Source organism: Rhizobium favelukesii (assembly GCF_000577275.2).
Taxonomy (GTDB): Bacteria; Pseudomonadota; Alphaproteobacteria; order Rhizobiales; family Rhizobiaceae; genus Rhizobium; species Rhizobium favelukesii.
In genome coordinates this window covers 834,738-846,862 of record NZ_HG916852.1, presented here as the reverse complement: position 1 = coordinate 846,862, position 12,125 = coordinate 834,738, and the positions used below count along the sequence as shown (strand labels likewise).

The following is a 12,125-nucleotide window of genomic DNA, read 5'->3' as shown; positions in this document are numbered from 1 at the left end:
GCTCAGCCGAGAGCCGATGCTTCTCCCAAGTTCTATTCCGAGGCTTGGCCCGGCACGCAGCGGGCAAACCGAACTCAAGAGGAGGCAGTACTTCAATGAGCGGCAAACTTGTCGTCAGAATGGCGGAGCTCGAGATCGATCCGGACCAGCTTGAAGCCTATCGCGCTCTATTGGCTGAGGAGATCGAGGCATCTGTCACATTGGAGGACGGCGTCCTTTCCCTGCATGCGGTCTCCATCAAGGATAGTCCGCACAAAATCCGCATCCTTGAGGTCTATGCCAGCTCGAAGGCGTACGAGGTGCATCTGAGGACGCCGCATTTCCTCAAATATAAGAGCGGAACTGCTGGGATGGTGACGTCGCTGACATTGGTCGATGTCGAACCCGTCATGATGCGAGCAAAGCCATGAACTGGGACGACGTCCGCATCTTCCTCGCGGTTGCTCGTACTGGGCAAATCCTTGCCGCGTCAAAAAGGTTGGGGCTCAACCACGCCACGCTCTCACGGCGGCTCACCTCGTTGGAAGAGGCGCTGAAGAGCCGCCTTTTCGTCCGCCGCACAAACGGCTGCGAGCTGACGGCCGAGGGCGAAGTTTTCCTCGCATCTGCGGAGCGGATGGAAACCGAAATGCTGTCCGTGCAGGCCAATCTCGGCCGCACCGATACGGCGATCGCGGGGACGGTGCGTGTCGGCGCGCCTGACGGTTTCGGCGTTTCCTTTCTCGCGCCCCGCATGGGCCGCCTGATCGAACGCCATCCGGAACTGAAGATCCAGCTCGTGCCGGTACCGCGGTCCTTCTCGCTGTCGCAGCGTGAGGCGGATATCGCCATCACGCTGGAGCGGCCCGAACAGGGCCGCCTCGTCTCGGCCAAGCTTACCGACTACACGCTCGGTCTCTACGCCTCGCGACGCTATGCCGAGCTCAACGGCCTGCCTGCTGACGCAGAGGGCCTGAAGCAGCACCGGCGGATCGGCTATGTCGAGGATCTGATCTTTTCCCAATCGCTGAACTTCATCGGCGAGGTGATGCGCAACTGGAACGCGGCCTTCGAGATTTCGTCGGCGACCGGGCAGACTGAAGCTGTACTTTCGGGCGCCGGGATCGGGATCCTGCACGATTATATTGCCCGGCAGCATCCCCAACTGGTGCGCATCCTGCCGGATATTTCGATCCGGCGGGCATACTGGACGACGTTTCACGAAAGTGCGCGTGAACTCGTGCGGGTACGCACCGTTTCCGATTTCCTGCAGGAACTCGTCGCCGCCGAGCGCCACATATTCCTGTGATGTAGGCTCAGCAGCACAAGGATCAGCCGCGCTTCTCAGGCTCTTCGCTCGTCTGCTGCTTCTCTGCGGCAACTTCTGCTGCGCGCACTGGCATGCCATCGATGATGGCGAACAGTTCGCCGCTGGTGATCGGTTCGCTGACCTTGAGCTTCACCGTCCCGTCCTTGCCCACGAGAAAGGCCGCGAACTCTCCGACAGTGGGATCGCCCACCTCGCCTGCAATCGCCGCAGCATCGAGATTTTCGCCGGCTCCGAAGAGGACCCTCACACTGCCGCCGGTAATCTTGAGAATGACGATATCGCGTTCCTGCAAGGCATCGCGATTGGCGAGAAGCTGATTTTCCTGGCGCGCGGCTCGCGCGTTTTTCTTGTCGGCAAAGACGACTAGGACGCGGTTGCGCCACTGGAATTGCTCGAGGCTTGCTATGGCGGAATAAGCGCTATTGTCTTCGTCCACCTTGGTCGCACCATATAGAAGCGCTTTAGACATGTATATTTCTCCTATCGACGAAACGTCTAGGGAGCGGGAGCGGTTCCATCCGCAGGCATGCAGCTCAGTTGCGCCAGGACTTCCGCAATTGCCAAAAGGCGCCGAAGAGCACCAGCAGCAAGGGAATGCTGCCGTAGGACAAGGAGACTTGCGCCAATTGATCGAGCCTTTGCGAAGGTTCATCAACTGGCGCCACGTCCTGCATAAGGCTTGAGCCGAGAGCATATGCGCCGCGCGAGACAGCCACCAGCGCAATGATCAATCCGGCCATGTCGATGAAGCGAGCGTGTGCCCGCATGCCATCGATGACAACGGTCGCAAGACCGCAGAGAAATGCCACCGGCAAGAGATAAGCCGCCCCGCCGAGCAGCTGAAAATCCCCGAGAACCATCTCGTCCGACTCGCTCGTGAAGCTGACCTTCAGGATCGGCAGCAAAACCGCGAGAATGGAAAGGACGGCAAGCGCGCTGCGCTTGATAAATTCGTTCAAATCAATCCGCGTGGCGCCAATGCGACGAACCCGGCTCATTCTATCTCCCCGATACAGGAATCCGCCGCAGCGCACAGGCGCTCGGCTCTTCGAGGGACATTTGCTATGAAGTTGCTAACGCACCGCACAATCAGCGACAGTAAAACTACCCTTTGCGGGCAAAAGCATTCAGCCTGTTCGGAGGGGATAGTTAAAAAGAAATGAAGGAGGTCGTTTCAGGCAGTTTGAAGGGAAGGCAAGGCCAGGCGGGCAAATGCCTGCCCGGCCCTGAGGTCATGATCACATCGGAACCAACGATGAGAGCGGCACCTGCAAAGCAGCGGCGATCCGCTTGAGCTTGGCGGGATCAGCATCCTCGCCACCCTCGATTTCCTCAATCTCATTGACGACCAGGCCGCAGGTCACTGCGAGGTCATCGACGCTATAGCCGACCGCCTCACGAGCGGCACGTACAGCAGCGGCTACATTCATGGCCGAGACGGCGGTAGCCTTGGATGCATCCAGATTGCTGAGCGAAATGGACATTTAAGTCTCCTTCTGAAATCACTCTGAATTAGCCCCCGGCGGGAAAATGGCACTCTCGATCACGAATTGCAATGCAGTATGGTTAATCCGTGATCGACGAGAGCCCGGCGACAGGAGCGCGGTTAAGTTCGCAAAACTTCGTTGTCCTTTGTAAGCAAAGCACATTTGCCTGACCGCCTCGTCCTGCGCGTAGAGGCAGCCATGTGTCCAAATAACGTCTCGCACGCCGCGATTTGTCACCTATTTTTAGGCGTCCGCATGGGCTTGAGGACGAATCATTGCGATCGAAATTGGGCAAATGAGACCACAAGGTTCGGGCGATGAGGCCTCCGTCAAAGCGCATCGGCGAAAGCCGAAGCATCGCCGGATTTGCTTCGAAAGCGCGAGGCATTTCCCGAAGCAAGTCTGGCAGCAGCGGATATAGGTCGGATCCAACGATACCGCCAGGCCAGAGGATCATGCGAGCGCGCGGCGCGAAGATCACCCGCCCCGGCGGACCGATTTATTAGCAAAGAATGAACAAAGCGCGGCAAGAACGTGGCCGAACCGCGTCCAGTTAGCGATATCGCAATTTATCTATGTCTGATCCATTGACGAACGCACGTATAAAGCGAGCAATTCTTCAAACTCAATGCACGAGCCACGCACCCAATGTCACAGGAGGTTCATTCTAAGGGAATAGACCCGACTAAGGACCAGGCGAGATGGGAGCGAGCCGGAAGATGACAATAGTTCAGGGTGAAGAACATCGTCATGATCGTCCCAGCCATCCACTTGAGGGGACAAGCTCAGGACGATGGTTCGTCCCCGTATTCTTGATCCTGCTTCTCGTAGGACTTGGCTATGTTGCCTATGCTGTCGGCCGGGACCTAACGAGCGCAGTTGCCGTTCCCTGGATCCTGCTCGGGATAGCGCTGTTAATTGCCCTTGGCTTCGAATTTGTAAACGGCTTCCATGACACCGCCAACGCGGTTGCCACCGTCATCTATACCCGCTCGATGCCGGCGGAACTGGCCGTCGTCTGGTCGGGCGTCTTCAATTTCCTCGGCGTCCTGATGTCGAGCGGCGCCGTCGCCTTTGGCATCCTGGCGCTTCTGCCGGTGGAATTGATCCTGCAGGTCGGCTCGGGATCGGGCCTTGCCGTGGTCTTTGCGCTGCTTCTGGCAGCGATCGTCTGGAATCTCGGCACCTGGTATCTCGGCCTTCCCTCATCGAGCTCGCATACACTCGTCGGCTCGATCATCGGTGTCGGGCTCGCAAATCAGTTCCTCGCGCCTACCGGCAGCGCCACGAGTGGCGTCGACTGGTCGCAGGCCACGAATATCGGCCTTTCCCTGCTGATTTCTCCGCTCATCAGCTTCGGTATGGCGGCGCTGTTGTTGTTGGTCATGAAGTTCGTGATCCGCAACAAGGCCCTTTACGAGGAGCCCAGAGGCAATAACCCGCCGCCACTGTGGATCCGCGCCCTTCTCATCTTCACATGCACTGGCGTCAGCTTTGCGCATGGCTCCAACGACGGTCAGAAAGGAATGGGGCTGATCATGCTGATCCTGATCGGTCTCGTTCCGACGGCCTTCGCCCTGAACCGCACGCCTGATGTCAACTATCTCGAGGCTTACAAGTCTGCTTCCGTGCAGGTCGAGACGGCCCTTGGCAAGTACATCAGACCCGGCGTGCAGGTCCCCGACTACCGAGCCGAAGTGAGCAATGCCGTCAAGAACAAGACCTGGACGGATGAAACCACCCCTGCGTTGCAAGAGTTCATACATGCCACCAGCGCCGAGGTTGCTGCCTTCCCGAGCCTCGAGGCGGTTCCGACCAGCCTTGTCAGTAACGTCCGCAACGACATCTATCTCATCGGCGAAGCGCCGAAACTCATTGACAAGAAAAAGCTTCTTCCCATGGATGTCGCAGATTTGCAGGCAGTGACGAACTATCACAAGGCCGTCGACGACGCGACGAAGTTCATTCCGCTTTGGGTCAAGATCGCGGTTGCCCTGGCGCTCGCGCTCGGCACGATGGTCGGCTGGAAGCGGATCGTCGTCACCGTTGGCGAGAAGATCGGCAAGACGCATCTCACTTATGACCAGGGTGCCGCGGCTGAGGTCGTGGCGATGGCGACGATCGGCGCGGCAGACCCTCTGGGCCTGCCGGTGTCCACGACCCATGTACTCTCATCAGGCGTTGCCGGCACGATGGCCGCGAACGGCTCGGGGCTTCAGTGGTCGACGGTGAGGAACATGCTGATGGCCTGGATTCTGACGCCGCCAGCCTCGATCCTGATCGCCTTTCTTCTCTTTGTCGTCTTGCGCCAGTTGTTCTGACGCCGGCTAGGTACCTGTATTTCAAATCTTGCCACGAATGCATCGAGGGGAAACGTCCATGAACAACATATCCGACAACAACCAGTCCGATTGGCTCGAGGCCGAACTGGCCGACACCCTCGACGAGGATTATGAGCTGGAGCTCTCGGAGCCGGCGCTCTCCGACGCGATCCGCAAAATCTACCGCACCGCGCACCCGGCATCGATTCCGCGGCTCGATTATTTTCGTGCGCTGCTGTCGCTGCAGGCAGAGCTGATCAAGCTTCAGGATTGGGTGGTCTACAACAAGGAGAAGGTCGTCGTGATCTTCGAGGGCCGCGATTCCGCAGGAAAGGGCGGCGTGATCAAACGCATCACGCAGCGCCTCAATCCGCGCGTCGTTCGTGCCGTCGCATTGCCCGCCCCTTCTGACCGCGAGAAGACGCAGTGGTACTTCCAGCGCTACGTGCCGCATTTGCCTGCCGGCGGCGAAATCGTTCTCTTCGACCGCTCCTGGTACAATCGCTCCGGCGTCGAGCGGGTCATGGGTTTTGCGACCGAGGATCAGGTCGACCAATTCTTCAACGACGTGCCGGAGTTTGAGCGCATGCTCGTCCGCTCGGGCATCAGGCTCGTTAAATACTGGTTCTCCATTACCGACGAAGAACAGCAGATGCGCTTCCTTGTGCGCATCCACGACCCGCTGAAGCAGTGGAAGCTTTCGCCGATGGACTTGCAATCGCGCGTCCGCTGGGAAGGCTATACCAAGGCAAAAGAAGAGACCTTCGCGCGCACCAACATTCCCGAAGCGCCCTGGCATATCGTCGAAGGCAACGACAAGAAGCGGGCGCGGTTGAACTGCATCGATCACCTGCTGCAGCAGATCCCCTATGGTGACGTTCCGCACGAGGAAATCACGCTGCCGGACCGCGTCTTCAATCCCGACTACGAGCGTAAGGTATTGCCGCCGCAGCTTTATGTTCCATCGAAGTATTGATCGATAAACGCCTCCTGGCGGACGGTCCATGCGTCCGTCCGTCAGTCCCGAGCGCGGTCATCGAAGCGGCGTCCCGCCCGGCTTTTCCAGCGCTTCAGCTCCTCCAGGCAGACCTGCAGCTTCGACGGAAGAAACCGTCGGGTGGGATAGACGAGGTGCACGAAAACCGTCGGCGGCGACCATTCCGGAAGGACGCGGACGAGATCGCCGCTGGCAATCTGATCCTCGCAATAGTTTGAAGGCAGCAGACTGATCCCGTGTCCCCTGCAGGCAAAAGCCCTGATGGACTGGAGGTCGTGGACACCTCGAGGGCTTTCTCCATCTGACGCAGCTCGTTGTCCGGCAGATGCTGGCGCAGAAGACCCGCGGCAGTATCGTCAGCATCACCCACACCGCTGCTCGATCATCCTATTGCCGGCATGAATGCCTCGGTTGCGATGCTCACCGAGGGCGGCATCCAGGCGATCTCGACGAACGTCGCAATGGAATATGCCAAGAATGGGATCCGCGTGCGGTGGCGCCCGGTGTTGTCGAGACGCCGCTTCACAAGGATAACCCAAAAGACTTCCTGAAGACGCGGTCACCCATGGCGGGCATCTCCAGCGTCGACGAAATCGTCGACGCGGTGCTGTTTCTGACGAAGGCTCCGGCACAACCGGGAAGGTGCTGAACGTCGACGGCGGCGCACATTTGGGCAAATGGTAACCCCTGGCAAAGCGTCCACCGCTGGCGCAGAACGGCGGCTGAAAGATCTCGGAATTACGCTACCTCCGGCGCCAACGCCCTTTGGCAATTACGTGAGAGCGTGAAGATCGGCAATCTCCCCTGTCTGAGCGCAATGGTGTCCGTCGTCGGCCACGAGCCGCAAGTCATCGGCCGCGTTGGCGCCGAGCTATCGGCGGAGGATGGACGAAAGACGGTCGAAATTGCCGCCCTGAGCGCTGTTGCGGCGATTCGGGCGCATCTCGGATCGTTCGACAAAGTGAGTGCGGTGGCAAAGCTTGGCTCTGCATTGCGACGGTAGGTGATTTCCGCGACCATGCGAAGGTCGCGGACGGTGCCTCCGACATCCTCGCCAAGGTCTTCGGGGTCGGACATGCTTTCCGGCCGAGTGGTCCTCGGTGTCGTCAGCATTCCGCTCGGCCTGCCTGTCGAATTCGAGCTGGTGGTCCCGGTCGCAGACTGAGCCGTCCATCGTTCCGGCCGGGTACGTCTCACTCCGCGCCCGGTCCGCTTGTGCGAACAAACGCGATGAACTTCGCATTGGGAATTCAGATATTTACGAGAGGAGTAGAATGGTACGGTTGGGGGGTCTCGAACCTCCGACCTCAGGTGCCACAAACCTGCGCTCTAACCAACTGAGCTACAACCGCACAAATCGCGTCCGACGCGACGGGGGTCACATACGAGGACTTGCAAATTAATTCAAGCCCTATCTCTCCCCAATATACAAAAAGGCCGGACAAATGGTCCAGCCCCTTCGTGTATCGTGTCGAAAAATCAGGCCGTCTTGAAGGAGGCCATGACCTTTTCAGCTGCTTCCTTGGAAGGCTTCGCGAGCTTTTCGGCAACCTGCTTGGAGGTTTCCTGCATGGTCTTGGCCTGCTCGATCGTCAGCTCGACCTGCTTGCGCAGGAAGGTGGTCTGCAGCTCGACGAGTTCGGCGACCGACTTGACTGCAAGCAGCGCTTCCATATGCGTCAGCGAGTTTTCAGCGTTCGTGCGCAGAGCGTCGATCGCCTTGTGGCCGATCTCAATGGCGCCTGCCTGGGCGGTCTGAACAGTCGCTTCAAGCGTCTTGCTCGCTTCTTCGCCAGCGGTCTTCATCTTCGTGTAGGCTTCACGCGACTGCTGCGCGCCCTTTTCCGCGAAATCGCGGAAGGATTCAGTGAACTTGGAAGGATCAAAAGACGACATTGAAAAAACGTCGTCCATCTTTATGCTAGCCATTGGTTTGCGCTCCTTTTGCCTCGGCATGCGTGATTGCCTCGTAGGTTAGATGTTCATTATATAGCGCAGATTTTTGTGCATTGCAACATGTTTGTGCGGCGCACAACGCGTTAACCTTTCCAGCCGAAAACCGGGCGCTGTTCTGGACCCAATTCCGGCCTATCGTTATTAATAGACTATTAATTTCACAATGACCGAAGCTGAAGGTTCGATCATGCCCACAGTCCAATATCCGTTCATCGACATCGCCGTGCATCCACGCGTGCGGGAACGTTTTTCGCGTGGCGAAGCTATGGTCCTGCTGTCGGCAGATCTCGGCCGCGCGCTCTGGGCAAACGGCGCCGGCGCCGAACTCTTCGGGCAATCGGCAGTCTACGACCTGCTTGACCAAGGCATAGACGCAGCCAACATCACCTTTCGCCAGCTCGAGGCAACGGCACGGCAGCTTGCAGATGTCGGCGACAGCCGCAACTTCGTGATCCGTATTGCCAGGGGCTTCCAGCGCGTTGCCGCACAGGCGACAGTCGAACTGATCCGCCTTTCCTCGGGCGAGCGTGCTGTTCTTCTGTCCCTGCCGATTGCGACCCGCACCCTCTCGATCAAAGCTTCCGCAGAACAGATGCTCAAGGGACTGGACGACCCCGATACGCATATGGCCGTGATTGGCGCTAACGGCGAGATCATCGCCGCCTCGCCCGGCTTTGCCGCGCTCGGCGTCACGCAGCAGACCGCCAAGGCCATGACGACGCTCGCCAGCGATCATGCCGACCGATTGGTGAAACGACCCGTCGCCACCGGCAAAGGCTACCTTCCGGCCGCCGTTGGACGACTCAGTGACGAGCCGGTGCTCAATCTGCTTTTCGCCGTTGAAACCGTCATCGGGCATCTCGACCCGATCGACGCGCCGGCCCCCGCAGACGACTTATCCACAGCCGCCGTTAACCATAACGGGGCGCCACAAGCCGCAAGCTTCGTCGACGCAATCGATGCCATCGCCGGCATCGAAGACATGGAAGAGCCTCCCGAAGAGGACATCCATGAGAGCGATGCAGCCGAAGCGATGACCACGGAAGCTGTCGCAATCGCCGAAGCAGCGATGGACGCTGAGCCAGCACCTGAGGAGGTCAGCCAGGAAGACGGACAGCTGCCGGCGGTGGCGACGGACGACGCAGGCAAACAGCCCTCCCCAGAACACACGGAGGCACATGCAATCGAGACCACGCCGGACGGCCTGACGGATGAACCGGCTGTGACCGCCCTAGACGATGAAGCAGTGGCCGCCGCAGTCGAAGATAGTCCAGCGGAGGCACCAGCTGCCGGAAATGTCGCGGCAGCCGATCAGGATGCCGTCGTCGCCCTTGGCACAGAGCAGTCGGAGCCGGAAACGGTCGCCAAGGCGGGCGTCTTCGTTTTCAATCCGAACAGTCGCGCGACCCGTTTCGTCTGGAAGATCGACGCGGCAGGACGGTTCAGCGAAGTGTCGAATGAATTTGCCGAGGCGGTGGGGCCGCATGCGGCTGACATTATCGGCACGCCGTTCAGCGATATTTCGGCCCTCTTCAACCTCGATCCGGAAGGCAAGATCAGCGAAGCCCTGGCGCGCCGCGACACCTGGTCGGGCAAGACGATCAACTGGCCGATCGAAGGAACCAGCCTGGCTGTGCCGGTCGACCTCGCGGCTCTACCCACTTACACCCGAAGCCGGGAATTCGACGGCTTTCGCGGCTTCGGCGTCGTGCGCCTGTCCGATGCCGCCGAAGATCCCTTGGCGCTCGGACTGACACTTGGCCCGAACGGCATCATCAATGACGTGGCAGCACTCGATCAGCCGGTCGAGGCCTCCGAAGACACCGCGTTGTCAGCGCTCGCCGATGAAGTGGCGACCAGCGACCCGACAGTGGCGGAGACGGTCGCCCCCGCTTCCGAGCCGCCTGCAGAAGAGGCTGCAACCGCCGAAACTGACATCGAGACGACGACCGAGCCGACAAAGCCACAACCACCTGCAGAGCCTCCGGCCCTGCGGATGGTCGAAAATCCAAGCCGCCGCCTGACCGACAAGATCGTGCAACTCCACGGCGCCGGACCGCAGCTCACCTCGGCCGAGCAGGCAAATTTCCGCGAGATCGCCAAGCGTCTCGAAGCCTTTGGCGTCCGCGAGCCGGAACCGCGCGACGACGAGCCTGCGGTGAGCGAGACCGAAGACCGCGACCTCCCGGCGATGGAGATGCCGACGGTCGGCACGCACGATGATGATTCGCCCGGGTTCCAAGACGACATCATCGACGCCTCGTCCGAAGTGGAACAAACCGACGAGGCACAGGCTGTAGCTGACGAACCCGAGACGATCGATGCGACCTCCGCGTCCGACGACGGTGTGACCGAAGGGCTGGAAGAAACCGTCAGCCAAATGGACATGCTGGCGAGCTTCATCCCGCCGCGCGCCAAAATGGCCACCGGGCTATCCGCCGCCACGATCGACCAGTTGCCCGTCGCCGTCCTCGTGCATGCGGGCGACCAGTTGATCCACGCCAACCCGGAATTCATGCGACTGACCGGCTACAAGACGCTGGAGGAACTGAGCGAGGTCGGCGGTATCGATGCACTGCTGCAGCGCTCCGAGCTCGAAGGAAGTGCCAGCCGTGCCGGCTCGATGATGCTGGTAACGGTCGATGATAGTCTCGTTCCGGTTACGGCGCGGCTGCAGTCCATTCGCTGGGAGGAAAGCAGTGCCTTGATGCTCGCGCTGATGCCGGCAGCAATCGACGCGGCGGTTCCCGCGCGCCCCGCACCGCCGGCAGAGCCCCGCTCCTTCGACAGGATGCTGGAGAAGGTCGCCAAGCTGCAGGTGGAAGTCGAAGAACTGCGTTCGATCCTGGAAACGGCAACCGACGGGGTCGTCACAATTGGCGCCGAGGGCGACATCCGCTCGATGAACCGCTCGGCGAGCGCGCTGTTCAACTACGACGAAGAAGAGACCCGCGGGAAGCCGTTCGTCATGCTCTTTGCGCATGAGAGCCAGAAGGCTGTGCTTGATTACCTCGGCGGTCTGTCAGATCACGGTGTCGCAAGCGTGCTCAACGACGGCCGGGAAGTCATCGGCCGCGAGGCCGGCGGCGGCTTCGTGCCGCTCTTCATGACGATGGGACGTCTCACCTCCTCGAGCGGCTATTGCGCGGTCATTCGCGACATCACCCAGTGGAAACGCACGGAGGACGAACTGCGCAGCGCCAAGAGCGCAGCCGAGACCGCCAACGAACACAAGACCGATTTCCTCGCGCGGGTCAGCCACGAGATCCGCACGCCGCTCAATGCGATCATCGGCTTCTCCGACATGATGGCAACCGAGCGTTTCGGTCCGATCGGGCATCCGCGCTATGTCGAATATGCCAACGACATCGGTCGGTCCGGACGCCATGTCCTCGATATCGTCAACGATCTGCTCGATATCTCGAAGATCGAGGCCGGCGAAATGGACCTGGATTTCAGCGCCATTGATCTTAACGAGGCGGTTTCCGAGGCGGTTTCGCTGCTCCAGCCGCAGGCCAACAGCCAGCGCGTGATCATCCGCACCGCTCTCTCCCAAGCCGTGCCTGATGTCGTTGCCGACCTTCGTTCGATCAAGCAGATCGCGCTCAACATCCTCTCCAACTCGATACGCTTCACGCCGGCGGGTGGGCAAATTGTCGTTTCCACCTCCTACGAGGCAAACGGCAGCGTCGTATTGCGACTGCGTGATACCGGCGTCGGAATGACCCGGAGCGAACTCGACCAGGCCATGAAGCCGTTCCGTCAGGTTTCCGCACAGTCGCGCCACCGTGGCGACGGCACGGGGCTCGGCCTGCCGCTGACCAAGGCGATGGTCGACGCGAACCGGGCAATCTTCGCGATCAGCTCCGCACCCAACGAAGGCACGCTGGTCGAGATCGCCTTCCCGTCGCAGCGGGTCCTGGCAGGCTGAATCGGGATAGGGGGAAGCCTCTCGGCTTCACCCCTCCCACACCACCCGGCATGCGCGTCCGCACCGGGCGGTTCGAGGAGTTGAGGTTTCCCTGCATTCGGTTTGTCCTGTCGCGGGCGGTGAG

At 60.1% G+C, this 12,125-nt stretch carries 10 protein-coding genes, 1 tRNA gene and 2 pseudogenes; 7 read left to right on the top strand and 6 right to left on the bottom strand.

The window, feature by feature from the left end; translation table 11 throughout:
- Positions 1 to 95: 95 nt before the first annotated feature.
- Positions 96 to 410 carry a putative quinol monooxygenase gene (locus LPU83_RS42570; RefSeq protein ID WP_024312954.1) on the top strand — a complete coding sequence of 105 codons (315 nt, stop codon included), beginning with the start codon at positions 96 to 98 and terminating at the stop codon, positions 408 to 410.
- Positions 407 to 1,288: a LysR family transcriptional regulator gene (locus LPU83_RS42565; RefSeq protein WP_024312955.1), complete on the top strand. Its 882-nt coding sequence runs from the start codon at positions 407 to 409 to the stop codon at positions 1,286 to 1,288. The genes LPU83_RS42570 and LPU83_RS42565 overlap by 4 nt, the downstream gene beginning before the upstream one ends.
- A gap of 22 nt (positions 1,289 to 1,310) precedes the next feature.
- Here LPU83_RS42565 and LPU83_RS42560 read toward each other — a convergent pair whose 3' ends face one another.
- The 3 genes from LPU83_RS42560 to LPU83_RS42550 form a co-directional block, all read right to left on the bottom strand.
- Positions 1,311 to 1,778: a DUF4174 domain-containing protein gene (locus LPU83_RS42560; protein ID WP_024312956.1), complete on the bottom strand. Its 468-nt coding sequence runs from the start codon at positions 1,776 to 1,778 to the stop codon at positions 1,311 to 1,313.
- Positions 1,779 to 1,842: 64 nt separating this feature from the next.
- On the bottom strand, positions 1,843 to 2,307 hold the full coding sequence (locus LPU83_RS42555) for a hypothetical protein (protein WP_024312957.1): 465 nt from the start codon (positions 2,305 to 2,307) through the stop codon (positions 1,843 to 1,845).
- A gap of 240 nt (positions 2,308 to 2,547) precedes the next feature.
- Positions 2,548 to 2,793 carry a helix-turn-helix domain-containing protein gene (locus tag LPU83_RS42550; RefSeq protein WP_024312958.1) on the bottom strand — a complete coding sequence of 82 codons (246 nt, stop codon included), beginning with the start codon at positions 2,791 to 2,793 and terminating at the stop codon, positions 2,548 to 2,550.
- A 722-nt stretch (positions 2,794 to 3,515) separates the two neighbouring features.
- Between LPU83_RS42550 and LPU83_RS42545 the strand changes: the two genes are divergently transcribed.
- Both LPU83_RS42545 and ppk2 read left to right on the top strand, forming a co-directional pair.
- A complete protein-coding gene (locus LPU83_RS42545) occupies positions 3,516 to 5,117 on the top strand; it encodes an inorganic phosphate transporter (RefSeq protein WP_024312960.1) in 1,602 nt (533 codons plus the stop codon).
- Between the two features lie 58 nt (positions 5,118 to 5,175).
- The gene (ppk2, locus tag LPU83_RS42540; RefSeq protein WP_024312961.1) at positions 5,176 to 6,093 is read left to right on the top strand and encodes a polyphosphate kinase 2; all 918 of its coding nucleotides are present in this window, start codon (positions 5,176 to 5,178) and stop codon (positions 6,091 to 6,093) included.
- A 41-nt stretch (positions 6,094 to 6,134) separates the two neighbouring features.
- Here the strand turns inward: ppk2 and LPU83_RS42535 are convergent, their stop codons facing one another.
- Entirely contained in the window at positions 6,135 to 6,347 is a 213-nt protein-coding gene (locus tag LPU83_RS42535; RefSeq protein WP_465801477.1) for a LysR substrate-binding domain-containing protein, read from the bottom strand.
- A gap of 47 nt (positions 6,348 to 6,394) precedes the next feature.
- Here LPU83_RS42535 and LPU83_RS42530 point away from each other — a divergent pair.
- Together LPU83_RS42530 and LPU83_RS42525 are read left to right on the top strand one after the other, a co-directional pair.
- Positions 6,395 to 6,798, top strand: a pseudogene (locus LPU83_RS42530) (SDR family NAD(P)-dependent oxidoreductase); the annotation flags it as partial.
- Positions 6,792 to 7,279: pseudogene (locus tag LPU83_RS42525) on the top strand (RidA family protein). The pseudogenes LPU83_RS42530 and LPU83_RS42525, both read left to right, overlap by 7 nt.
- 110 nt (positions 7,280 to 7,389) lie before the next feature.
- Here LPU83_RS42525 and LPU83_RS42520 read toward each other — a convergent pair.
- Together LPU83_RS42520 and LPU83_RS42515 are read right to left on the bottom strand one after the other, a co-directional pair.
- Positions 7,390 to 7,466 (bottom strand) — tRNA-His (locus LPU83_RS42520).
- A gap of 127 nt (positions 7,467 to 7,593) precedes the next feature.
- A complete protein-coding gene (locus LPU83_RS42515; RefSeq protein WP_024312964.1) occupies positions 7,594 to 8,043 on the bottom strand; it encodes a phasin in 450 nt (149 codons plus the stop codon).
- A gap of 214 nt (positions 8,044 to 8,257) precedes the next feature.
- Here LPU83_RS42515 and LPU83_RS42510 point away from each other — a divergent pair, with 214 nt between their 5' ends.
- Complete coding sequence (locus LPU83_RS42510) at positions 8,258 to 12,001, top strand: PAS domain-containing sensor histidine kinase (protein ID WP_024312965.1); 3,744 nt, start codon at positions 8,258 to 8,260, stop codon at positions 11,999 to 12,001.
- Positions 12,002 to 12,125 lie beyond the last annotated feature (124 nt).